16 protein-coding genes are annotated in these 23999 nt (G+C 71.1%); 12 read left to right on the plus strand and 4 right to left on the minus strand.

Going from position 1 to position 23999, the window contains the following annotated elements; translation table 11 throughout:
* Positions 1-7: 7 nt before the first annotated feature.
* The 3 genes from TBR22_RS08710 to TBR22_RS08720 all read right to left on the minus strand — a co-directional run bounded on the left by TBR22_RS08710 (position 8) and on the right by TBR22_RS08720 (position 5452).
* Positions 8-2605: a VWA domain-containing protein gene (locus TBR22_RS08710; protein ID WP_239492583.1), complete on the minus strand. Its 2598-nt coding sequence runs from the start codon at positions 2603-2605 to the stop codon at positions 8-10.
* A gap of 255 nt (positions 2606-2860) precedes the next feature.
* On the minus strand, positions 2861-4426 hold the full coding sequence (locus tag TBR22_RS08715) for a M20/M25/M40 family metallo-hydrolase (RefSeq protein WP_239492584.1): 1566 nt from the start codon (positions 4424-4426) through the stop codon (positions 2861-2863).
* Positions 4427-4504: 78 nt separating this feature from the next.
* The gene (locus TBR22_RS08720; RefSeq protein ID WP_239492585.1) at positions 4505-5452 is read right to left on the minus strand and encodes a sugar phosphate isomerase/epimerase; all 948 of its coding nucleotides are present in this window, start codon (positions 5450-5452) and stop codon (positions 4505-4507) included.
* A gap of 241 nt (positions 5453-5693) precedes the next feature.
* Between TBR22_RS08720 and TBR22_RS08725 the strand changes: the two genes are divergently transcribed.
* The 12 genes from TBR22_RS08725 (at position 5694) to TBR22_RS08780 (ending at position 22157) form a co-directional block, all read left to right on the plus strand.
* Entirely contained in the window at positions 5694-6653 is a 960-nt protein-coding gene (locus TBR22_RS08725; RefSeq protein WP_239492586.1) for a DUF1080 domain-containing protein, read from the plus strand.
* A 195-nt stretch (positions 6654-6848) separates the two neighbouring features.
* Positions 6849-8339 carry a reprolysin-like metallopeptidase gene (locus tag TBR22_RS08730; protein WP_239492587.1) on the plus strand — a complete coding sequence of 497 codons (1491 nt, stop codon included), beginning with the start codon at positions 6849-6851 and terminating at the stop codon, positions 8337-8339.
* A 174-nt stretch (positions 8340-8513) separates the two neighbouring features.
* A complete protein-coding gene (locus tag TBR22_RS08735) occupies positions 8514-12080 on the plus strand; it encodes a hybrid sensor histidine kinase/response regulator (protein ID WP_239492588.1) in 3567 nt (1188 codons plus the stop codon).
* Between the two features lie 66 nt (positions 12081-12146).
* Positions 12147-12773: a response regulator transcription factor gene (locus TBR22_RS08740; protein ID WP_239492589.1), complete on the plus strand. Its 627-nt coding sequence runs from the start codon at positions 12147-12149 to the stop codon at positions 12771-12773.
* Between the two features lie 127 nt (positions 12774-12900).
* The gene (locus TBR22_RS08745; RefSeq protein WP_239492590.1) at positions 12901-13317 is read left to right on the plus strand and encodes a response regulator transcription factor; all 417 of its coding nucleotides are present in this window, start codon (positions 12901-12903) and stop codon (positions 13315-13317) included.
* 257 nt (positions 13318-13574) lie between these two features.
* The gene (locus TBR22_RS08750) at positions 13575-15635 is read left to right on the plus strand and encodes a TonB-dependent siderophore receptor (protein ID WP_239492591.1); all 2061 of its coding nucleotides are present in this window, start codon (positions 13575-13577) and stop codon (positions 15633-15635) included.
* A 20-nt stretch (positions 15636-15655) separates the two neighbouring features.
* Positions 15656-17497, plus strand: coding sequence for a histidine kinase (locus TBR22_RS08755; RefSeq protein WP_239492592.1), 1842 nt, complete (start codon positions 15656-15658; stop codon positions 17495-17497).
* Positions 17498-17617: 120 nt separating this feature from the next.
* Positions 17618-18619, plus strand: a complete 1002-nt coding sequence (locus TBR22_RS08760) for a transporter (RefSeq protein WP_239492593.1) — start codon at positions 17618-17620, stop codon at positions 18617-18619.
* Positions 18616-19464 carry a hypothetical protein gene (locus TBR22_RS08765; RefSeq protein ID WP_239492594.1) on the plus strand — a complete coding sequence of 283 codons (849 nt, stop codon included), beginning with the start codon at positions 18616-18618 and terminating at the stop codon, positions 19462-19464. The genes TBR22_RS08760 and TBR22_RS08765 overlap by 4 nt, the downstream gene beginning before the upstream one ends.
* 72 nt (positions 19465-19536) lie before the next feature.
* Positions 19537-20958: a DUF1254 domain-containing protein gene (locus TBR22_RS08770; RefSeq protein ID WP_239492595.1), complete on the plus strand. Its 1422-nt coding sequence runs from the start codon at positions 19537-19539 to the stop codon at positions 20956-20958.
* Between the two features lie 60 nt (positions 20959-21018).
* The gene (locus TBR22_RS08775) at positions 21019-21762 is read left to right on the plus strand and encodes a sensor histidine kinase (protein WP_239492596.1); all 744 of its coding nucleotides are present in this window, start codon (positions 21019-21021) and stop codon (positions 21760-21762) included.
* Between the two features lie 95 nt (positions 21763-21857).
* Positions 21858-22157, plus strand: coding sequence for a peptidyl-prolyl cis-trans isomerase (locus TBR22_RS08780; protein WP_239492597.1), 300 nt, complete (start codon positions 21858-21860; stop codon positions 22155-22157).
* Positions 22158-22169: 12 nt separating this feature from the next.
* Here the strand turns inward: TBR22_RS08780 and TBR22_RS08785 are convergent, their stop codons facing one another.
* Entirely contained in the window at positions 22170-23822 is a 1653-nt protein-coding gene (locus tag TBR22_RS08785; RefSeq protein ID WP_239492598.1) for a M20/M25/M40 family metallo-hydrolase, read from the minus strand.
* Positions 23823-23999: the final 177 nt, after the last annotated feature.

The following is a 23999-nucleotide window of genomic DNA, read 5'->3' on the forward strand; positions in this document are numbered from 1 at the left end:
GGCGCGTTCAGGGGACGGCCTCGCTCGTCGTCACGCCGAACGTGCGGACGCGGCCGTACGTCGCGGTGGTGAGCAGGCGCGCGCCGTCGCGGGCGATCTGCTCCTCTCGCAGCGTGGCGGGCACCACCGCGTTGGTCCGGGCATCCACCTCGAAGGTCGTGCGCAGGACCAGCTGCTCGGCGAGGGTGGTGAGCGACACCTCGCTCATGCGCACGACGCCGCTCGTCACGTCGATCTCGTACCGGGCGCGGATCGGGAGGTTGCCGCCGCTCTCGGTGCGGAGGAGGGTGGGTTCCTGCACCTCGCGCGCGACCAGCGTGCGCGTGCCTGTCGCCCGGCCCTTCTCGATCGTGTATGCGAAGCGGGACTGGTGGTGAGGTTGCAGGAACGCGAGCGCGAACACGGGACTGGTGGTCGTGCGCGTGCGCGCCCCCAGGAAGTACGCCGCGCCCGCGGCGGCGATGCGTTGCGCCTCGGCGATGCCCGAGCGTCCCTCTTGCAGGAAGAGCTGTTCGAGCCGGCCTTGCCGATCCACCACGGGACGTCCGTCGACCTCGAGCACGTCGCGGAAGGCGAGCCAGAAGACCGTCGACGCGGGGCGCACGAGCAGGAAGTCCGACCGCAGCGCGCGCCTGGCCGTGGCGCCGGGCGTCAGCACGCGCGAGTAGCGGCCGCCGAGTGTCGAGGGCGCCGCCGTGTACGTCTGCGTCAGTGTCTCCTCCATCACGACGTTGGAGAACCGCGCGACGAACGCCTCCACCTGCGCGGCGGCCTGCTCGAGCAACGGCGCGGCGTCCCCGGCCGCGCCAGCGCCCCCGGCGGAAGCGGCCCCGCAACAGGGCACGACGCGTGTCGCGATCCATCCACCGGCATCTCGAACGGCCACCACGAGTCGGGACGGCGTGCGCGGGGCGGGCGCCGTGAGCACGACCCGGAGCGTGCCGGCGGCGACGATGCGCGCGTAGTCCTCCGAGGTCACCTCGAGGACGATGTCCTTGCCTGGCAATGGCGAGGGCCGACTCGCCGAGGCGTCCCTGGCAGCGCGCGATCGCCCCGAGTCTTCCCGCCTCGCGGGTTCCACCTGCGCGTGGACGGCGAACGCCGCCTCGCGGTGATCTCCGGCTCCGCTGAACGTGATCGCCGCCTGGGGCACCAGGACCTCGATCGTCAGCGTGTCGCCTTCCACGGTCGGATTGACGTCGATGGCCTCGTCGGCGAAACGTTCGGGCGAGGCGAGCGCCTCCTCGATGGCGCGCTCGGCCTCCGTCGGCGCCACTGCCGTCGGCGCCGGTGTCGACATGTAGCCCTTGCGGTAGCGCACCGACACGCCGCCGCGCGTGATCGACACGGTGATCTTCCGCAGCTCGTCCTTGCTCCTGCTGGCTGGCGGGACATAGCCGAGCAGGTAGTAGCGTCGCGCGTCGTCGGCAGCGCGCCGCAGCACCGTGGCCATGTCGTTGGACTTCACGGTGAGGCCGCCGGTCTCGGCGGCGAGGCCTTCCACGTAGTCGCGGCCCGCGTCACCGCGCAGGCCGGCATAGGCAAACAGCGGACCCTGCCCGCCGGTCTGGGCCGTGCCGCGTGTCGACGGCATGATCGCGCTCGTCGTCACTCCTGCCGGATCGATCGTGTAGAAGGTGATCTGTGCCCTGTTGGCGGCGGCGACGACCTGCCGCAGCCCCGCCGCCGTCGCCTGGTTCTCCATGCGCCCGAGGGCCGACGTGGCGTCGCGGCGCGCCTGCATCGGGTCGAGGCCGGTGCAGGCCGACAGCGCCGCGGCAATCGCGTCCACCGCCTGCGACAGCGGGCTGATCGCATGGCCCGACGAATACAGCACGAGGTGCTTGCGGCCGTCGAGCGCGCCGAGACGCGTGGCGAGCCGCTGCAGCGCTTCGCTGGTGGCGGCGCTGCGCGCCTGCGCGTCGCGCAGCATCTGCTCGCCGGCCTCGATCGCGATCTCGGCGACGCGCCGCTGCTCGGACGTGGCCGCGCACGCCCGATCGACGGCGTCGAAGATGCCGCGCACGCCGACCGGGGGATCGAGTTGCGGCGCCAGCCTCGCGATCGCCGCGCCGAGGAGGGCGACGTCGGTGGTGAACGGCTGATCGACGATCAGGTCGCCGCCGACGCTCAGCACGGCGACGGGCATGTCGCGCGGCACGTCAGCGATGGCGGCGCGCAGCGCATCGCGCACCCGCGGAACGGCGTCGATCGAGAGCGACAGCGTGTCGACGACGATGACCAGCCGCCGCAGCGCCGCCGCAACTTTCGGGGCAGGAGCAGGGCTGCCGGCCTGCGCGGCGCCGCCCGGCACGACCGTCGCCATCCCCCGCGACGTGGAGGCGTCTTCGTCGCCCACCACACGCAGCAACTGGACCGGCTGACGCTTGCCGTCCTCCTTCACCTCGATCTCGTCCGGACGCAGGTCGGCGACGAACCGGCCATCCCGATCGACGGCGACCATGTCGATGACGACCAGGTCGGTCGTCGCGCGAAACGTGGGCCCGGGCTGCTGCGCGACGAGCGTCGCGACGCACGCCAGCGCCACGAGCACCAGCAGGCTCGTCGCACGGGCCCGGAGCGGCGGCAAGCCCGGTCTCGTCATGGGGCGTTGGCGAGTGTAGCGCGGGGGGGCACAAGCCCCGGAGGCCGAGTACCAGACCTGCCCCGATGCCCAATCGCCGGTGCCCGGCGCCCCTCAACCGGTGCCCGGTACTCGGTGCTCGGTGCCCGGTACCCGGTGCTCGGTGCCCGGTACCCGGTACTCGGTACCCGGTACTCGGTACCCGGTGCTCGGTGCCCGGTGCCCGGTGCCCGGTACCCGGTGCCCGATGCCCGGTACCCGGCGTCCGCCGCCCGATCAGTACCGAAACTTCGGCGGTGCGTCCGAGTTCGCCAGGGCCTTCACCGCTTCGACCGTCAGCCTGACTGTCCGCGCCATCTTGTCGAAGTCCACGCGATCGATCGTGTCGCTCGGCTCGTGGTAGCCGGGATGGAACCCACCGAACAGCCAGACGGCCGGCACGCCGTGCTGCAGGAACGGCAGGTGGTCGCAGCGGAACAGCGTCCGCATGGACGACTCGCGATCGAACTTGTCGCTCAGGGTCAGGCCCGCGGCCGGCGCGGCCTGCCGGAGGACGGCCGCCAGGTCCGGACTGTAGGCCGCGCCGACCAGGTTGAGCTGATCGCTCCGGCCCGCGGTGATCTCGTAGGCGCCCTCGCTCTCGGGCGTGTGCGCCTCGTTGCGTCCCACCATGTCGAGGTTGAGCACCGCGCGCGTCGTCGGCAGCGGGCGCAACGGGTGCGCCGCGTAGTGATACGAGCCGAGCATCAACTGCTCCTCGGACCCGAACGACACGAAGAGGACGCTGCGTGCGAGGCGGGCGCCGGCCAGTTGGCGTGCCACTTCCACCATGGCCACCGTGCCCGACCCGTTGTCGTTGGCGCCAGGGTAGAGGCGCCCCTGCTGCACCCCGAGGTGGTCGTAGTGCGACGTCACCATGATCGTCTCGTCGCGGAGGCGGGGATCGGTGCCCGGCAGCAGGCCGACGACGTTCCATGAGGGCTGGGGCGTGGCGTCGGCGCCGTTGACGGCGCGCAGCGAGACCGTCACGCCCGGCAGCGCCTGCGACGCGGGGCGGCCCGTGGCGTCGATGGCCCGCTGCAGGTCGGCGGGCGCACGGCCCGTGCCCCGCAGCAGGGCGACGGCGGCGTCGGCGGGAAGCGTGACGCGCGGGATGCCGAGCGCCCCCGCGACGAGCGCCTGCGCCGGGGCGTTGGCGCGTTCGGGAGGACGCGGCGCCGTGCGATGCGTGTTGATCGGTTCGGTGACGAGCAGCACGGCCGCGGCGCCGTGCTGTTGGGCCGTGCGCGTCTTCTGCCACGCGTTGGCGTGCAGCGTGAAGCCGGCGCCGTGCAATGGCGAGCGGGTGTCGTCTTCCTGTGGCTCGTGATCGAAGACGAGCACCGCCTTGCCGCGCACGTCGAGGCCCGCGTAGTCGTCGTAGCCGAACTCCGGCGCCGTGATGCCGAAGCCGGCGAAGACGACGTCCAGCGTGAGGTCCACCGGCGACGTCGGCGCGGGGAAGGCGACCGACAGGGGCGCGAATCGCTGCTCGTCACTGCCACGCCGCACCACGACCGACGATCGCTCGCGGTCGAGGTGCAGCGGCACGAGGTCGAAGCGCTGCAGGTAGGCGTCGCCGTCGGCCGGGCGCAGTCCGGCATCGCGCAGGCGCCCGACCAGGTACTGCGCCACGGCATGGCTGCCGGGCGTGAGCGACGCGCGTCCGGCCGACTCGGCCGACGTCAGGACCTCGAGATCGGCGCGCATGCGTGCCGTTGCCGCGTCGAGGGCGGGCGGCTGCGCCAGCAGGGCGGTCGCCGGGAGGGCGATCAGGAGCGACAGGAGGATGCGGGTCGGCACGACGCGGCAGTGTACGCCGACCGCTGGCCGAAACATGCGGATGGCGCGGGGACTCACCGCGCCGCTCCGCGTCTCACCTCATGCCGGAACGGTGGAGGCGACCAGGCGCTTCATGTAGGCGAGGGCCATGGCGGTCGCGCGATCGACCTCCTCGATGCCGGCGACGCGGTGGTCGACCACGCACGGCAGGCAGTACTCGGAGACGAGGTAGCCGTCGTAGCCGATCCGCTGCAGCTCCGCCAGATAGCGCGCGTAGTTCACCGGACCACCGAACGACGGGCACGGCCCCTGGGCGACGCCGCCATCCGGCGCGTCGACGAAGTTCCAGGCGCCGTAGTGCGTCAGCAGGACGTGCTCGCCACAGGCCCGGACCGCCTCGGTCATGTAGGCATCGGACTGCCGCTCCTTGAACAAGGGCGCGTCGAGGCAGGCTCCCACGTTCGGGCGATCGAGCTCGCGGATCATCGCGAGGGTGTCCTCGTAGCCGGGGCGCAGCACCGGGGCGTGGTTCTGCAGGGCGAGCGTCAGCCCGCGCTCGGCGGCGAGGTCGGCAGTCTCCCGCAGGCCGTCGAGGGCGCGTTGCCATCGGCGGAGGTCGGCCGGGTAGAGCCGGCTGTAGTAGTTGCCGCGCTCGTACGGCACGTAGGTCGCCGTGTCGTCCTCGTCGTCGACCAGGCCCGGCCAGGCCGCGAAGACCTTGACCAGCGGCACGCCGAGGTCCACGGCCAGGTCGAGCACCAGGCGCATCATCGCCAGGTTGTTCTCGCGCTCCTCCATCACCGGGCTGGCGAAGTTGGACATGCTCTCGATCGCACAGAGCTCGATGCCCTCGCCGTCGGCGGCGGCGCGAACGGCGGCGCGGTCGGCGCGCGTCAGGTCGAGCGGCGAGGCCACCGGACGCTTGGTCTCGATCGACAGGCCGTCGAAGCCGAGGTGCCGCGCCTTGCGGACCTGTTCGATCAGGCTCAGGGCGGGGCCGTCGTAGAACAAGCCCGCGTACGTCACCGTCAGCAACCCGAACCTCACGTCCGCCTCCCGTCGTGGCGCTCCACGCTGCGCATGGCGCTTCATGTCACGCGGCGGGGCCGCCGTCAAGTGTCGAGCCGACCACGCGTCCTCGCGGCGCCCGGGACCGCTCGGCATGCCGCGCTGCCGAAGAAGGCCCTTGATTGCCCGGCAACGAACCCGTACCGTGGCGCGCAGCGCGACGAGGCCGGCCGCCGCGCCTTGGTCATCGGCCGGCACGGTTCGTTATCGAGGAGACACGATGATCGGTCGGGTGGCAGGGGCCGCAGTGGTCTTGCTGGCGGCAGTGGGGTCCACGGGAGCGTACGCACAGGCGCCGCAGCCCTCCGATGCGCTGATCGGGCGCTGGGATCTCGTCGTCGAACGCGGTGCGCAGACGGCGCCTTCGTGGCTGGAGGTCGAGCGCTCCGGTACCGCGACCCTCGTCGGCCAGTTCGTGGGCAGCGGCGGCAGCGCTCGGCCGATCGCGAAGATCGAGTTCGCCGACGGCACCTTCCGCTTCGCGATCCCCCCGCAGTGGGAGAGCAACCCGAAGGACATCACCTTCGAGGGCCGCGTCGAGGGCGAGCGCATCAGCGGCTCGACGACGATGGGCGATGGGCAGGTGGTGAAGTGGACGGGCACGCGCGCCCCGGCGCTGCGCCGGGCCGGCAAGCCCGTGTTCGGCGAACCGATCACGCTCCTGGCCAGGGCGTCGCTCGAGGGCTGGCAGCCGCACGGGCGCGGCGAGAGCCAGTGGAGCGTCAAGGACGGGGTTCTGGTCAACGCCAGGAGCGGGGCCAATCTCGTCACCACCCGGACGTTCGAGGACTTCAAGCTGCACGTCGAGTTCCGGGTGCCCAAGGGCTCCAACAGCGGGATCTATCTTCGCGGTCGCCATGAACTGCAGATCGACGATGCCTACGGGCTCGAGCCGTCGTCGCACCACCTCGGCGGGCTCTACGGGTTCATCGCCCCGAGCGAGGCGGCGGCGCGTCCGGCGGGCGAGTGGCAGACGATGGACGTCACCCTCGTGGGGCGGATGCTGACCCTCACGCTGAACGGCACGATGGTCATCTGCAACCGTGAGATTCCGGGCATCACCGGCGGCGCCCTCGACAGCAAGGAAGGCGAGCCAGGACCGCTCTACCTGCAGGGCGACCACGGCCCCGTGGAGTATCGGAACATCGTCCTCACGCCGGTCAAGGGCACGGCGCGCTGAGGCATGGGCAGGTCGGGGTGCCGCGCTGGTCGGCGGCACCCCCGTGTAAGTTTGTCGTAAGGCTTCCCGACAGTCTGGGGCGAGACGGTGTAAATAGGACGCGAAATCGTCGCGTCCATCTCTGCTGTCGAGCATGGACCGCAATGTGCATGACGAGGGCCGACTGTTTCCCTCTCCTGCATACGTAGCCAATCCATGCTGAAGTCCGTCGCCGTCGGCACCCTCCTCGCCCTCCTCGCCCTGGCTCCCAACACCGCCCTGGCACAACCCTCAGACCTGCTGCTTCCGTCGCAAGCGTCCACGACACGCCCACAGGGTGTGGCGATGGGGCGACGTTCGCGGCCAGTGCGTGTCAGCTTGCCGGCGCTCGCGCGTGAGAGCATCAAGCTCGACCTCTTCGACGATGTCGTGGTGACCGTCGACCGCGTGCTGGTCGACCAGCCCGGTCCGGACCGCCTCGTATGGGTGGGCAAGGACGAGTTCGGCGCGCAGGCCGTCATCACGGTGGCCGCCGGCGTGTTGACCGGCACGGTACACATGCCGTTCGGGATCTTCGAGATCACGCGCGACCCGGGTGGCGACTACCGCGTCGTGGAGATCGACCCGGCGGCGTTCCCCACCGAGGATCCCGACGACGCGGCGGCCGGCCTCGACCTCGTGAGCGAGGTCGTCACCGACCCGGTCGCCAACACCCCGACCGGGGAGTTCAGCCTGACGGGCACGCCCACCGACATCGCCGTGATGATCGTGTGGACCCCGCGGTCGGAGACCGCCGGCGGCGGTCGCGCCGCGATGGACAGCCTCGCCCTGAACCTCGTGGCCAATGCCAACCAGGTGTACGTCAACAGCGGCGTGAACGTGCGCCTGACGCTGGCCTACGCTGGCCCCATCAGCTTCACGGAGACCACGAGCGCGAGCACCGACGTGGCCAGCCTGCGGTCGCCGACCGACGGCAAGGCCGACGGCATCCATGCCCTGCGCGACACGTATGCCGCTGACATCGTGACCATGCTCGGCGAGTACAGCGGCACCGGCTCGTGCGGCTACGGCTACATCATGACCCCGCTCTCCTCGAGCTTCGCCTCCTCGGCGTTCAACGTCGTGGACCGCGGCTGCTCGCTGGGCAACCTCTCGTACGCCCACGAGGTCGGGCACAACCAGGGGATGCTGCACAACCGCGCCGACGCGGGCGGCCTGACGCCCTCGCAGCCCTACGCCTACGGCTACCAGGATCCGTCCGGCGCGTTCCGCACGGTGCTGTCCTACGGCTCGATGGTGCGCATCCCGTACCTGTCCAGTCCGCTCACGACGTACGGCGGACGTCCCACGGGCACCAGCACCGAGGACAACGCGCGCACGTTGTCCCTGAACGCCGCCACCGTCGCCGCGTTCAGGGGCGGCTCGACCACGACCACGCCAACCACGTCGCCCTCGTGCACCTACGCGCTGTCGGCCACATCGCTGACGTTTCCGGTGGGTGGAGGCTCGAAGTCGGTGTCGGTGACCGCTCCGAGCGGCTGCGCCTGGACGGCCACCGAGTCGTCGGGTTGGGTGTCGCTCAACACCACGGGCGGGACCGGCAGCGGCACGGTGGTCGTCACCACCACCGCCAACGGCAATGGGTCGACCCGCAAGACCACCGTCAAGATCGCCGGACTGAACGTCTCGGTGCGACAGCGCTACTGAGCGGCACCGCGCCCGCACGGCCACCGACGACGACTCCGGTCGTCCGAGGTGGCTGCGGGCCCTCACGGTCCTCGCTGGAGCAGGGAACCTGCCCTGCCGATTGAGGGACTCAGGATGGTCAGGGAGGCACTGCGGGGCGGAACATGCGGCCGGCGCGCGCCGCGCCTCCTGTCCGTGTGCCTGGCGCTGGCATCCCTGACGCTGTCCCGGCCGGTCGAGGCGCTCGACCCGGCGCGCCTGGTCTCGCAGTACGTCCGGCAGTCCTGGGATGCCGCCGACGGCCTGACGCAGAACACGGTGCAGGCCATCGTCCAGACGCGGGACGGCTACATCTGGCTCGGCACCGACGCCGGGTTGGTCCGCTTCGACGGCGTCCGTTTCACCACCTTCGACCGGCACAACACGCCGGCCCTTGCCCGACACAACGTCCGCGCCCTGGCCGAGGGGCCCGATGGCTCGCTCTGGATCGGACTGCAGCCGCACGGCCTGGTCCGGCTGCGTGATGGCCGTTTCAACGTGGTCGGCGCCCGGGAAGGGCTCCCTGACGCGGCGGTGTCGTGCCTGCTGGTGGATCGCGCCGGCGCGCTGTGGGTGGGCACGTTCGGCGCCGGCGTGCTGCGCCTGTCGGGCGGCCGCTTCGAGACCTTCACTCGATCCCGAGGCCTCGCGCACGACCAGGTCCGGTCGATGGTGCAGGCCCGTGATGGCGTGATCTGGGTGGGCACCGACGGCGCGGGCGTCTCGCGAATCGCCGATGGTCGGATCCTTCCGGCGCTGCCGCCGTCGGCCCTGACCGGTTCGGTGATCTGGAGCATGGCGCAGGACCGATCGGGGGCCATGTGGTTCGGCACGTACGCCGCCGGCCTCTGGCGTCTCGCCGATGGACGGCTGACCCACTTCGACGACGCCGATGGGCTGCCCTCCGACAACGTCTGGGCCCTCGACGAGGATCGGGACGGCAACCTGTGGGTCGGCACCAGCGCCGGCCTGGCGCGGCTGGTCGACGGCAGGTTCACACCGGGGGCCCGCGCCGGCGGCGTCGTCCGGACGCCCATACGCAGCCTGTTCGAGGATCGCGACCACGCGCTCTGGATCGGCGGCTACGGCGTCGGCCTCAGCCGGCTGTCCGACGGCGCATTCACCCCGACAGGCACCGACGAAGGCCTGTCGATCGATCGCACCTTCGGACTGCACGAGGACGCTCACGGCGTCCTGTGGGTGGGGACCGACGGCGGGGGCTTGAACCGGATCGATCGCGCCGGCCCCCACCGGGCCATCACCCACGTCGAGGGGCTCCCGAGCAACAGCGTGTGGGTGGTCACCGGCGGTCCGGACGACTCGCTCTGGGTGGGCAGCGAGGGCGGCGTGTCGCGTCGGGAGGGGCGCGGCTGGCGCACCTGGACGCGCGCCGACGGGTTGTCGGAGAACCGCGTCTGGGCGTTGCGGTGGCTGCACGACGGCACCCTCCTGGTCGGGACCTTCTCCGGCCTCGACAAGCGCGTCGGCGACCGCTTCGAGCCGCTGGTGCCCGGCAGCACGGCATTCCGCAGTGGCGTCCGCTGGATCCTCGAGACCGCCTCTCACGACGTCTGGGTCGCCACCAACAGCGGCGGGCTCGTCCGGCGTCGTCCCGACGGGCAACTGCGCGTGTTCACCAGGGCGCAGGGGTTGCCCGGCGACGACATCGTGTCGTTGTACGAAGGACCGGTCGGCACCATCTGGGTGGGCTCGCGCAGTGGCCTGGCCCGCATCCGCCAGGACAGCGTGGTGGCGTTCACGCCGGAGCAGGGCATGCCCGACGACGGCGTGTTCGGCGTGCTGACCGACGACCGGCAGCAGCTCTGGGCGTCGAGCAAGCGCGGCATCTTCCGGGTCGGGCTCGCCGAGCTCGACGACGTGGCACGGGGGGCGCGCCGTCGCGTGACGCCGCTCTTCTTCGACAAGGGCGACGGGCTGCGCAGCCAGGAGGGCACCAGCGGGTCGCAGGGCGTGGCGATACGCGACGCGCAGGGCCTGCTCTGGTTCTCCACGCTGAAGGGGGTCGTGTCGCTCGAGCCGGCGCGCCTCGGCAGCGGTGGGCGCGTGCCGACGGCGGTGATCGAGCGCGTGTCGCTCGGCGAGCCGCGGCAGGTGATCGACGGACCGTTCAGCGACAGGGCGGTGGTCGTCCCGCCCGGGCCGCGTGGCCTCGCGATCGACTACACCACGCCCGACGTCGCGCAAGCCCATCGCACCCGGTTCGAGTACCGGCTCACCGGCGTCGACCCCGAGTGGGTCGCCGCCGACACGCGCCGCGTCGCCTACTACACGTGGCTGCCGCCCCGCCGCGTCACCTTCGAGGTGCGGGCGATCGATCCGGAGGGCCGGCGCGGCCCGGTGGCTGCCTCGCTCGCCATCGACGTCCAGCCGTTCTTCCACGAGACCTGGTGGTTCAGGGGCCTGCTCGGCCTCATCGCCGCCGGCCTGATCGCCGGAGGCGTGCGGGCGCGCACCGCGGTGATGCACGCCCGCCACCGCGACCTCGAGCGGCAGGTCGAGGAACGGACCCGGGCGCTGCACGAGGCCAAGATCCGCGCCGAGGACGCCAGCAAGGCCAAGGGCGAGTTCCTGGCCAACATGAGCCACGAGATCCGCACGCCGATGAACGGCATCATCGGGATGACCGACCTCGCGCTCGAGTCGGCCGCCGATGGCGAGACGCAGCGACACCTCAGAGTGGTGCGTGACTCGGCGCAGGCGCTGCTTCGCGTGATCAACGACATCCTCGACTTCTCGAAGATCGAGGCCGGCAAGCTCGAGATCTCGCCCGTGCCGCTCGACCTGCGCGACTGCCTCGACGGCGTGATGCGGACGCTACGGTTCAAGGCCGAACAGAAGGGCCTCGCCTTCGACTGCACGGTGGCGCCCGACCTGCCCGTCCACGTGGTCGCCGATGGCGATCGCCTGCGCCAGGTGTTGCTCAACCTGCTCGACAACGCCCTGAAGTTCACCAGGGAGGGATCGGTGCGGCTCGACGTGTCGGTCGACAGGAGCGACGAGCAGGGACTGACGCTGGCGTTCAGGGTGACCGACACGGGGATCGGCATTCCCCTGGACACGCAGTCGCGCATCTTCGAGGCGTTCACGCAGGCCGATGGATCCACGAGCCGGCTGTACGGCGGCACCGGCCTCGGTTTGTCGATCTCCACCCGGCTCGTGCAGATGATGGGCGGCGCCATCAGCGTCGAGAGCCAACCGGGCGTCGGGACGTCGTTCCGGTTCACGGCACGCGTCGGTCACGTGCGGACCGATGCCGCGCTGCGCCACGGCACGGCCCTGGCGCGTCCCGCGGCGTCGCTGCGTCCGCTGTCCATCCTGCTGGCCGAGGACCATCCGGTGAACCAGCGGATTGCCGTGGCCGCCCTGAGCCGGGCCGGCCACCGGGTCGTCGTCGCGCCCGACGGCGCCGCTGCCGTCGCGGCGGCCGAGCAGGGCGCATACGACATCATCCTGATGGATCTGCAGATGCCGCACCTGTCGGGGTTCGACGCCACGGCAGCCGTGCGCGAACGCGAGGCCCGCCTCGGATTGCCGCGCGTGCCGATCATCGCCATGACCGCGCACGCGATGGCCAGCGAGGTGCAACGCTGCCTGCAGGCCGGCATGGACGGCCACATCGCCAAGCCCGTGCAGGTCGCGGCGCTGGCCGGGATCGTCAGCGAGTTCGCGGCACGAGGCGAGGCTGCAGCGACACGTTGCTGAGCTTGTCGGCTGATCCGACCTGATGGCACACTCGCGCCCGGACCCCTTCAATCCACGGAGGCATGCGTGCGCACCAGGATCCTCGTCGCCGACGACCACTCGATGGTGGCCGACGGACTCGGACGCATCGTGGCGGATGTGGCCGACCTGCTCGGCGCTGCGCACGACGGGCGTGAACTGGTGGAGGCCGCCACGCGCCTGAAGCCCGACGTCATCGTGACCGACGTGGAGATGCCTGAACTGAGCGGCATCGATGCCATGCGGCACCTCCGGATGGTCGGTTGCACGGCCCGCTTCATCTTCCTGACGATGCACCGATCGCCGGAACTGGCCGCCGAGGCGCTGCGTCTCGGGGCGTCGGGGTACCTGCTCAAGGAGGATGCGGGCGAGGAACTGCTGGTGGCGATCAAGGCCGTCGTCGGCGGCCGCACCTACCTGACGCCCCGCCTCACCGCGCACGTGCTGCGGCAGATGGCCGCTCCTCCCGATGCGGTCTCGACGCTGTCGGACCGGCAGCGGCAGGTGTTGCGCCTCGTCGCGCTCGGCAAGCGCATGAAGGAGATCGCGTCCGAACTGGACATCTCGGTGCGTACCGTCGAAGGCCACAAGGCGCAGTTGATGGATCGACTCGGCTGCGAGAGCACCGCCGACCTGGTGCGGATCGCGATCAAGCAGCACATCGTGCCGCAATGAGCGGGCGCGCCACCGCGTAGTTTCCGCCGCCTGCTCACGGGGTTCACCGGATGTGCGTCGCCGCTGCGGCGCCTAGCATGACTGCGCCCGAGCGGCGATCGTCAAGGGGCGGTCGCCTGACCCCGCCATGCCCCGCTGCCGCGTCGTGCTCGCCGAGGACCATGCCCCGATGGCGGCGGTGCTGCGCGCGCTGCTCGGGGAAGTGTTCGACGTCGTGGCGGAGGTCGCCGATGGCGAGGCCCTCCTGGCGCACTCCACGGCCCTGGCCCCCGACGCCATCGTGTGCGACATCGGCTTGCCGCGCCTGAGTGGCCTTGACGCCGCCGAGCGGCTGCTGGCGCGCGATGCCCACGCCTGCATCGTGCTCGTGACGATCGACGTCGATCCGTCGTGCGTCAATCGTGCCCTGGCCATCGGGGTGCGCGGCTACGTCGCCAAGCCGGACGCCGGCGAGGAACTGGTCCCGGCCGTGCTGGCGGCGCTGGCGCGCCGCGTATATCTCTCCTCGAGCGTGCGCCCCGCCCCGCCGTCACGCCATCCGTAACCACGGACTTCGAGCTCAGCCGGAATCCTTCCGTGGCTTCGGTGCGTCTCTCCCTCCGAGCCCGGGTCGGTGGACTGCGCGGGGACCTGACAGCGTGTCCTCAATCGTGTAAGTCGAGCCCGACATTCGCTGTCGAAGATCCCGCCGTGTTCAGCCCGAAACGCGAAGCTCGGCGGCCTGTCTCGCGGCGCAGATGGCGCCGGGCCCTGGCCGCAGGCCTGCTGGTCGCGACGTGCACGATGGCCACCGGCACGGCCATGGCGAGGCAAACGCAGCCGCCATCTGCCGAGCCATCGTCGGAGGCCTCGACGACGACCATCCGCGAAGTGGGGGGCAGGCTACTGCTGAGCGACGAGACCGTGGTGGTCGCGCCGGAGCCGGGCGCCGTGGTGCGTGATGCGTCGATTGCCACCAAGGCCGAGAGTCCGATCCTCGAGACGCCGCGGAGCGTCACGGTCGTCGACAGGCGCACCCTCGACGACCTCGGCGCGCTCAATCTCTCGCAGGCCCATGACTACACCGTCGGCCTCACGCCGTTGGACGAGCGAGGCCTTGCCGTGGCGCGAGGATTCCCGATCGACTTCTACGACCTGCGGCGCGACGGGCTGCGCACCTACGCCTGGAGCGTGCGCGAAGTCGCGGCGGTCGATCGGGTCCAGTACCTGCGCGGGGCAGCCTCGGTGCTGTACGGTGACGGCAGTCCGGGCGCGCTGGTCAACATGGTGCTGAAGAAGCCGCTGCCGGTCGGCCGACGCGAGTTCAGCGGGACCATCGGTGGGGCAGGGCTGCTGCGGGGCACGGCCGACGTCACCGGACCGATCGCGGCGTCGAGGCGGGTGCGCTACCGGGTGATCGCGGCGGTCGAAGGTCTCGACAACGGCTTCGACAACGACGAGCGCCGCATCAGCCTGCTGCCGACGCTGGCCGTGGACATCGGCACGACCGGATCGCTGACCGTGGACACCGAATGGTACCGACAGCGCGGGCGTGCCTACCGCCACCTCGTCCCCGCGACGCCGTCAGCGCAGCGAGGTGACTTCTCGGGATATCCCTGGGATCTCAACGTGAACGCCCCGGAGGAGGGATGGGTGGGCAGCAACCTGTCCCCGGGCGTGCGCTACGACGTCGCCCTCGGGCGCAGCGCCAGCCTGCACGCGGCCGGGCGCTACACCCGGATCGACGGCGACATCGAGGGGCAAGGGCTCGTGGGGCTGTCGGCCGACGGCCGTACGGCCCAGCGCATCGCCTACGACGAGGACAGCACTTGGCACGAGTACCAGACCGACACCTTCGCCGTCAGCACGTTCACGACCGGTCGCCTCCGGCATCGCCTCGTAACCGGCCTCGAAGCAGGGCTGAGCACGGCCGACCGCTCCATCGCGAGCGGGCCCGCCACGCCGCTGGACGTCACCATGCCGTCCTATCCCCCACAACTGGCGCCCCCGTCGCGACGTTCCGCGTACGACATCGGGCGGGCCGGCCTGTACGCGAGCGATCAGGTCGGGGTCGGCGGCCGCGTCACGCTGGTGCCATCGATCCGGTGGAGTCGCATTGCCGTCGACCAGCGGATCGCCGACGGGCAGCAGGCCTCCTCGGCAGACACCGTCGTCAGCCCCGGCCTCGGCGTGGTCTGGCTGGGTCGGCCGTGGTGGTCGGTCTACGCGAACGCCTCGTCGGGATTCGAGCCGCCGACGCCGGGCCAGTTCGACCCCGATGGCCGGGCGCTCGCCCCGGCGCGCCACGCGCTGCTCGAAGCCGGCATCAAGGCCGAAGTCGGCCGTCGGCGCCTGAGCGTGACGGCGGCCGGCTTCCACATCCGACGGACCAACGTCGCGGAGGCGGATGGTCGCGGCGCGTTCCGGCAGATTGGCCAGGCGGAGAGTCGCGGAGTCGAGGTCGAGGCCCTCGGGGCGCTCACCTCGTGGCTGTCGGTGCGCAGCGGGTACGCCTGGACGGCGACGGCCATCACGCGCGACGCCACGGGGGCGGAGGGCAACCACCTGCCGAACGCCCCGCGTCATGCCGCGCACGCGTGGATCACCGCGCGCCTTCCGTGGGGGCAGGGCAGGCCCCTGACCGTGGCCGGCGGGGTGGTCGCGGTGTCGTCCCGCTTCACCACGCGCGACAACCTGATTGTCGCGCCAGCCTACCGGCGACTCGACGCATCGGCGTGGTATCGCCCGGGCGATTCGCCCGTCTCGGTGGGCGTCGTCGCGTTCAACCTCGCCAACACGCGATACGTGACATCGGGCGCCGGCGCCACGTTCGTGGCGGCGCCACTCCGTCGGGTGAGCCTGCAGTGTACGACCACCTTCTGACTGTGGGCCGATGGTACGGCGTGTCCGTGCTCCTGCTCGGCGTCGCCCTGGCCTGCGGCCCGCGATCGGCCGTCGCGCAGGCACCGGCACAGCCGCCGGCCGGCGACGCTCCGGCCATCCTGTTCGTGTCGCCCGACGACCCTGACCGCCCGTACAACCGCGCGTTCGCCGACGGACTCCGGCAGGCGCTCAACGCCGACGGGCCGCGGCCGACGCTGTACCGCGAGTCGTTCGATCAGGCCCGCTTCGGGGGCGACCAGTCGTACGTCGCCGAGTTCCGCGACTGGCTGCATCGCAAGTATCGCCGTCGCCGCATCGACGCCATCGTGGTGCGCCAGCAGGCGACGCTGCAGCTCTTCGAGCGCCGTCCGGACAACCCGTGGAACGACGTCCCCATCGTGTACAGCACCCTCGGGGCGCTGTCGATCGACATCGCTGCCACCCATCCCACGGCCTCCGGCGTCGTCATGGAGAACCCGCTGCCGCACTTGCTGGACGTGATCGGCCGCCTGCTGCCCGGCACGCGCCGCATCGCGGTGGTGCGCGGCGCATCGGCGCACGAACTGGTGCGCGAGGCGTGGTGGATACCCCAGATTCGCGCCCACGGGCTCGAGGTCGAGGATCTCGTCGACCTGCCGATGCCGCGCCTGCTCGCACGACTGGCCGACCTGCCCACCGATACGGTGCCGATCGTGTTCTCGTTCCAGCAGGATCGGGACGGGCAGTACTACGAACCAGGCGAGGTGGTGCCGCGCCTGGCCAGGGCCGCGTCGCGCCCGCTGTTCACCATCGTCGGCGACAACCTGTCGAGCGGCCTGGTGGGAGGTCCGCTCCCCGACTACGCGATCGTCGGGCGGGCGGCCGGGCGCCACGTCCTCGAACGGCTGTCGGGCGCCCCGCCGCGAACCATGACGGTGCCGGTGTCGGCCTACGTGCCGTCGGTGTTCGACGCCAGGCAACTGGCACGCTGGGGCATCGACGAGGATCGCCTCCCGCCCGGGAGCCGCGTGCATTCACGGCCACCGAGCCTGTGGCGTGACTACCGCGGCACGGTCATCGGCGCCTTGGCCATCGGCCTGTTCCAGTCGGCCCTGGTCGCGCTCGTGCTGGTGCAGCGCCATCACCGGGCGCGCGCCCAGGCCGAGCTCCGCGCCAGCTACGTGCGGTTGCAGGACCTGACCGAGCGCCTGCTCACGGCCCGCGACGAGGAGCGGGCCAGGATCGCTCGCGACCTCCACGACGACCTCGGGCAGCGCATGGCCTCGATCGCGATCGGGCTCGGCCGCGTCCGTCGCGTCGCTGCCGAACTGGCGCCCTCCGTGGCGGAGGCGATCGGCCAGGTGCAGGCCGACGCCAAGGCGCTGTCGGGCGACCTGCGCGAGCTGTCGCACGACCTCCATCCCGGCGCGTTGGAGCACGTCGGCCTCGTCGAGACCCTCCGCGAGCGCTGCGCCGAGCTGGCGTCCGACACCGGCATCGTGGTGCGTCTCCATGCGTCGGGTGAGTGCCGGGATCTGCCGGCAGCGGTCGCGCTGTGCTTGTACCGGATCGCGCAGGAGGCGCTCCAGAACGTGCGCGTGCACGCGCAGGCGCGACAGGTGACCGTCACGCTCACGCGCGGCGCCACGCGCGTGCACCTCGAGGTGGCCGACGATGGCCGCGGCATCGGCGAGGCGGGGCGTCGCAGCCGGCGCGGGCTGGGGCTGACCAGCATCGGTGAGCGGGTGCGACTCCTGTCGGGGACGTTCGACATCCATGGCGTCCCCGGCGAGGGCACGACGATGCACGTGTCGCTGCCGATCGAGCCCGCCCCCGTGCCGCCGTCGCCGGTGCCCGTCGAAAAAAATCGCGCCGCCACGTAGTTTCCACGCCTGCCACTCGCGGGGTTGGCCCGATGCTGCCACGCCCGCCGTTCCCTAGCATGGCCTTCATCCCGTGCATGCTGCCGTCGCGGCAGCTCACGCCCGGTGAACGGAGGCAGCATGAGGTGGAACCCTGTCACGGCAGGTGCGTCGCTCGTGGCCGTGGCCATCGCCTGTGGCGTGGCCGCCGGGCCGGTGCGCGCGCAACTCAACAGCCCCAGCATGCGCGGCGATCTCGGACTCAAGGCCGGATCGCAGGCACCACCGGGTGGATACGTCTTCGCGCCGCTCTATCTGTACAGCGCTGACGTCCTGAAGGACCGCGCCGGCGACGTCGTCGCGCGAGGACAGGTGGACAGCGCGCTGTTCGGTGTTGGCGTGTCGGTGGTCACCGCGCGGACCATCGCCGGTGGTACCTACGGCTTCACCGTCGTCATCCCCGGTGCCAACAATCGGCTGCAGGGTGGGCGCATCGACGAGGATCCCGGTGCCGGCCTGACCGACATCTTCGTGCAGCCCATCACGCTCGGTTGGCGATCGCCCCGCACCGACGTCATCGCCGGGTACGGGCTGTACGTGCCGACCGGACGATTCGGCGACGCCGAGGAAGGCGACACCGGCCTCGGCATGTGGGCGCACGAGTTCCTCGCGGGGACGACGGTGTATCTCGATGCGGCGCGCCTCTGGCACGCCGCGACCACGGCGACGTTCGTGGTGCACTCCGACAAGCGCGACACCGAACTGCGCGCCGGACCGGTCCTCAACCTCGAAGGCGGCGTCGGCCATGACTTCCTCGGCGGCGGACTGAGCGCGGGCCTTGCCTACTACGCCAGCTGGAAGGTCGGCGACGACCGGCTTCCGCCGCGGGCCGATGTGCTGGTGAGGGGACGCAACCGCGTGTTCGCCGTCGGCCCCGAGGTCTCGATGGCCCTGGCCTGGAAGCGCACTGTCTACGGATCGGTGACGGCCCGTTACCAGTGGGAGACGGGCGCCCGCGTTGCCACCGAGGGTGGCGCGTTCAACCTCCTGGTCAACGTGCTGATGCGCCCGCTGCACCTGCCCGCCCCGTCGGCGCCCGCGTCGCGGTCGTCGTTGAGCGGAACGCGTGGGGGCCGGTCATGACCGGCCATGTGATCGCCTCGCGCGTGCGCGCGGCGGCATGGCTGGGCATCGCCCTGCTGACGGGCACTGTGGCCCGCGCGCAGTCACCAGCGCCGGCGACCCCTGCCACCGATGCGGCGGCCCTCGCCAAGGCGACGCAGAACCCGGTCGCGGCGCTCACGACGATCCCCTTTCAGGTGAACTTCAACTCGGGTGGTGACCTTGGCGACGCCAGCGCGCTCAACGTCAACGTGCAACCGGTCATCCCGTTCCGCCTCACCGACGGGATCAACGTGATTGCCAGGACGATCGTGCCGATCAACAGCGTGCCGGGGCCGGAGTCCACGCGCTTCAGCGGGCTCGGCGACGTGCAGGCGCAGGTCTTCTTCACGCCCTCGCGTCCGGGTGCCCTCACGTGGGGCATCGGACCGGTGTTCTCGCTGCCCACCGCCACGGCCGCGCCCTTCGAGACCGGGACGTGGGCCGCAGGGCTCGGCGTCGTCGTGGTGCGCAACGCGGGCCCGTTCGTCATCGGCGCGCTGGTGAGCCAGTACTGGCCGGTGAGCGACGGCGGTGATGCGCCCGAAACGCACCTGCTCACCGCGCAGCCCTTCGTGAACTACAACTTCGGGGCCGGATGGGCGCTTTCGTTCGCACCGCTCATCACGGGCAACTGGGACGCCCCCAGCGGCGACGAGTGGACGGTGCCGCTCGGCCTCGGCATCGTGCGCACCACGGTGTTCAACGGCCGACCGATGAACCTCGGCGTGCAGTACTACCGCAACGTCGAGCGTCCACTCGGCAGCCCGGGCCACCAGGTGCGCTTCACCGTCGCCTTGCTGTATCCGCAGCAACGCACGCGGTGAGGACCCCGATGGTGCAAGGGACCGTCGTCGGCGCTGCCATGCCGCCCTGCTCGGGAAAGGAATGAGCCTGCAATGTCCAGTCACGCCCACCCGATCACGCTGATCCTGCTGCTCGCCGTTGCTTCGTCGGGCTTGCCCGGCCGCGCCCAGCGCGACGGAGCCGCGCCCGCGGTCGGCCCGGCGGAGGCACGCCAACTCGCGAAGGAAGCCGTGCTGTTCGGCTTCCCGATCGTCGAGAACTACCGGATCCAGTACTCCTACTTCGTCGACACCTCGAGTTCCGACTACAAGGGCCCGTACAACGAGCTGGTCAACATCCCGCGCGTGTACACGCCGGCGGACCGCGCGATCCAGACGCCGAACTCCGACACACCCTACTCCTGGGTCGGCCTCGATCTCCGCACCGAGCCCATCGTGGTGACGGTGCCGCCGATCGAGGAGGGGCGGTACTGGAGTCTGCAGCTGATCGATCTGTACACGCACAACTTCGACTATCTCGGCAGCCGGACCACCGGGAACGATGGCGGCAGCTTCGCCATCGCCGGACCGGGGTGGCAGGGCGAGACTCCGCCGGGTATCGAGCGCGTGATCCGGTCGGAGACCGCACTGGCTTCGGCGCAGTTCCGCACGCAGCTCTTCGCACCAGACGATCTCGCGAAGGTCAAGGCGATTCAGGCCAGGTACACCGTGCAGCCGCTGTCGGCGTTCCTGCGGCGACCATCACCGCCGCCCGCGCCGCCGCTGACCTTCACGCCGCCCCTGCGCGCCGGCGACCGTCAGTCGCTGCAGTTCTTCACCGTGCTGAACTTCCTGCTGCAGTTCTGCCCGCCGCACCCCACCGAAGTCGCGCTCCGCGGGCGGCTGGCGCGCATCGGCGTGGCGGCTGGCAGGCCGTTCGACGTCGCCGCCCTCGCGCCGGAGATGCGCGAGGCGCTCGCGGCCGGCATGGCCGACGCCTGGCAGGCGTTCGACACCTTCAAGCGGGAGCAGATCGACACCGGCAAGAAGAACGCCGCGGATGCCTTCGGTACCCGCGAGTTCCTCGCCAACAACTACATGTTCCGCTTCTCGGCCGCCGTCCTGGGCATCTACGGCAACTCGCGGGAAGAGGCGCTGTACCCGGCCTATTGGGTCGACGCCGACGGCAAGCCGCTCGCCGGCACGCACCGCTACCAACTGCGCTTCGGCCCCGGCCAGTTGCCGCCGGTCCACTCGTTCTGGTCACTGACGCTCTATCAGTTGCCGGAGAGCTTGCTGTACGCCAATCCGCTGGAGCGCTACCTGATCAACTCGGCGATGCTGCCGGGGCTGGCCCGCGACCCGGACGGCGGCATCACGCTCTACATCCAGCACGAGTCCCCGGGCCCCGGCAAGGAATCGAATTGGCTGCCTGCGCCCGCCGGGCCCTTCTGGACCACCCTGCGCCTCTACTGGCCCAGGCCCGAGGCGCTGTCGGGCGCGTGGACGCAACCGCCGCTGCGGCGCGTCGATTGAACACCGCTGGTCACCTTCCTCCGGATCGGCCCTCGTCACGGAAGCAGCAAGGGGATTGACATGCATACGCACACCCTCGCAACGACCGCCTCATGGCGAGGCGCGATCGAGCCCAGGCGCCGGTTGCAGCGGAAGGGCATCGCGGCGGCCATGGTCGCGCACGAACTGGCGCAACCGCTCGCGGCGTTGATGGCCAACCTCGACGCGGCGGCGCATCACCTTCGCTGCGACCCGGTGTCGCTCGACGGGGTCCGCGAGGTGTTCGCCGACCTGGCGGCAGACGTCGCGCGGGCCGACGCCATCGTGCGTCACGTCCTGGCGCTGGTGCGCGATGAGCGGACGGAGCGATCCGACATCGGCGTGGCCGAGTGGCTGGTCGGTTGTGCAGAGCGGCACGCGCGACCGGCCGCGACGTCTGGCATCGGCATCGCGGTGCGATGCGGACGCGATCTACGCGTGCGCGGCGACCTTGTGCAACTCGAGCGCGTCGTCGACAACCTCGTCGTCAACGCGTTGCACGCCCTGTCGGGGGCGCGCGACCGGGGCCAGGTGGTGATCGAGGCGCGGGAGGCAGCCGGCGAACTCGTGATCACGGTGGCCGACAACGGCCCGGGCTTTCCGGCGGCCGTCCTGGCCTACCCGGCTGGTCTGGCCACGACCAAGCGCGATGGATCCGGGCTCGGCCTCGCAGTGGCGGCCAGGGTGGCGCGGGCCCACGGTGGTCGGCTCGAACTGGCCAATGGCGCGCCCGGCGCCATCGTGACGGTTCGGCTGCCGACGTCGACGGTGGTTCGCCGCCAGTAGCGCCGGCGGTGCCGCCATCGCCACCTCTGCCAGGTGATTTCCACATCCATGACCGCGCAACTCCCCCGATGCGCTGCCGCCGCGCGCCTCGTAGGATGCGCCCACACACCGACGACGCCAGCGCTGAGCAGATTGCCGGCATCTTCGGGGCCCGGTTTGCCGAGGCGATCCGCGCCGTGCCCGTCGGGCAATGGCAGGGTCCCATCGAGTCACCCTACGGAGCCCACCTCGTGCTGATCACCGGGCGTGCGGACGGGCGAGAGCCGCCGCTCGAGCACGTGCGCCAGGCGGTGCTGAAAGACTTCCTGATCTTCGGCGTCCCATCGCCCACGGACGTGCCCGCGAGCATCCAGGAGCGTGCCTACACGTCGCCCATCTGGTACACGCCCGGCTGATGCCTGCCGTCGCTAGGGCTTGCCGGCCTCCGGCGCCTGGCCGCGGGTGACGGAGTACGGGGTGCCCGCGTTGAAGGTCGGCATCGCGTCGGCCTGCGCGACGCGGTGGCCGATGAGCGCCATCATGTCGGCCACCGTCCGCGCGCCCTTCCAGTACCAGTCGCGGTAGATGTCGTCGGACGGCTGGTGGTACCTGGTGGCCTCGAAGGCCTCGAAGCGCTCCTTGAAGGCCGCGCCAGTCTCCACCGGGGAGCCCACCAGCATCAGGCCCGGCACGCCCCGCTCGGCGAAGGGGAAGTGATCCGACCGGGAGAACACGCCGGCCTCCGGGATCGGGTCGTCCATCGGCGTGATGCCGTAGGCGCGTGCGACCTCCGCAAACAGCGCTCCCATCGAGTTGAGGGGCGCGCCGTACGCCACCATGTCCTTCACCGGTCCCATGATCTCGGTGCCGATGCCGTCGAGGTTCAGGACGGCGGCGGTCCTGGCGAGATCCCAGGTGGGATGGGCGACGTAGTGGCGCGAACCCAGCAGGCCGTACTCCTCGGCGGTGAAGGCGATGAACACGAGCGAGCGGCGGGGGCGTGCCTTTGCTTTCGCGAAGGCCTCGGCCACCGACAGCATCTCGGCCACGCCGATCGCGTTGTCGGCCGCGCCGTTGAACACAGCCTGCCGCATCACGCCGAACGCATCGTAGTGGGCCGAGAACACGACGGCCTCGGCGGCCAACGACGGATCGCTGCCCTTGATCACGCCGATCACGTTGGGCGACGTGCCGTCCTTGCGTGACAACCTGAACTGCACGTCGACCTTCGCGGTGAGCGGAAACGGACGGAACGTCGCGCTGTCGGCTTCGGCGACCGCCTGGGCCAGCGTCCTGCCCGAGCCGGCCAGCAGCCGCTCGGCGCCCGCCGTGCTGAAGAACATCAACGGCACCGAACTCGGAGCGTCGGTGGTCGGCGCGCTGATGCTCCGTCGAGCCGTCTGATCGATCACGAACGGCCGTGGGTACAGCCCCCGTCCGCTCGGGATGTTGATGAAGCCGACGATGCCGCGCGCGAGCAGGGTAGGGACCAGGTCGGCATCCTTGGAGATCTCGTCCCACTTCTGCTGTGTGACGCCGGCCGGCGGGCCGTCCACCACCACCACGATCTTGCCCCGCAGGTCGGCGTCCTTCAGGTCGTCGCGCCCGAAGGTCTTCGACACCAGTCCGTAGCCCACGAACACCACCGGGGCCGTCGTCTGCAGGTCGGCAAACGTGCCCAGGGTCGACCAGTCGGTGCCATAGGGGAGATCGACGTCGTCGACCCGCACGTGGGTGGGAGGGACGAACTCGGTGGCCCGCAGGGGCACCTGCTGCAAGTACGAGCCGCCGTCGCCGCCAGGCGCGAGGCCGAGCCGTTTCATCCGATCGGCGATCCACGCCGCCGCCCGTTCGCCACCCGGCTGGAGGGTGCCGCGGCCCTCCATGCGATCGCTGGCGAGCGCGGCCGTGGCCTCGCGGATGCTGGATTCCTTCACGCGGCGCACGACATCGCGTTCAGCCGCGGACAGCCCGGCCGGCTGGGCCGATACGGAACCGCCCGCACCCAGCACGCACAACAGGCCCACCACGAGGCCGCGCAGGTGCCGGCCGGTTCTCCGATGCCTCTTCACATGTTCCACGTCGGCGCCTCCACCCTCTGTGCCTCAATACGACTCGCTGGCTCAGCAAGAGTGTGGCTCGGGCCGGGCGTGCGCTGCTATCCGCCAACTGACAAGGGTCGTGCGAGCATCACCGACCTGAGCCTGTGCACCGCGGGCCAGGGACGGGGAGAGCGCGGTTCGCGGGCGCCAGACGAA

The organism is Luteitalea sp. TBR-22 (assembly GCF_016865485.1).
Classification (GTDB): Bacteria; Acidobacteriota; Vicinamibacteria; order Vicinamibacterales; family Vicinamibacteraceae; genus Luteitalea.

Excerpts from the sequence above, each read along its gene's own strand:
- TBR22_RS08710 (WP_239492583.1), bottom strand. The coding sequence starts at position 2,605 with ATGACGAGACCGGGCTTGCCGCCGCTCCGGGCCCGTGCGACGAGCCTG.
- TBR22_RS08725 (WP_239492586.1), top strand. The coding sequence starts at position 5,694 with ATGATCGGTCGGGTGGCAGGGGCCGCAGTGGTCTTGCTGGCGGCAGTG.
- TBR22_RS08730 (WP_239492587.1), top strand. The coding sequence starts at position 6,849 with ATGCTGAAGTCCGTCGCCGTCGGCACCCTCCTCGCCCTCCTCGCCCTG.
- TBR22_RS08745 (WP_239492590.1), top strand. The coding sequence starts at position 12,901 with ATGCCCCGCTGCCGCGTCGTGCTCGCCGAGGACCATGCCCCGATGGCG.
- TBR22_RS08750 (WP_239492591.1), top strand. The coding sequence starts at position 13,575 with ATGGCGAGGCAAACGCAGCCGCCATCTGCCGAGCCATCGTCGGAGGCC.
- TBR22_RS08760 (WP_239492593.1), top strand. The coding sequence starts at position 17,618 with ATGAGGTGGAACCCTGTCACGGCAGGTGCGTCGCTCGTGGCCGTGGCC.
- TBR22_RS08765 (WP_239492594.1), top strand. The coding sequence starts at position 18,616 with ATGACCGGCCATGTGATCGCCTCGCGCGTGCGCGCGGCGGCATGGCTG.
- TBR22_RS08770 (WP_239492595.1), top strand. The coding sequence starts at position 19,537 with ATGTCCAGTCACGCCCACCCGATCACGCTGATCCTGCTGCTCGCCGTT.
- TBR22_RS08775 (WP_239492596.1), top strand. The coding sequence starts at position 21,019 with ATGCATACGCACACCCTCGCAACGACCGCCTCATGGCGAGGCGCGATC.
- TBR22_RS08780 (WP_239492597.1), top strand. The coding sequence starts at position 21,858 with ATGCGCCCACACACCGACGACGCCAGCGCTGAGCAGATTGCCGGCATC.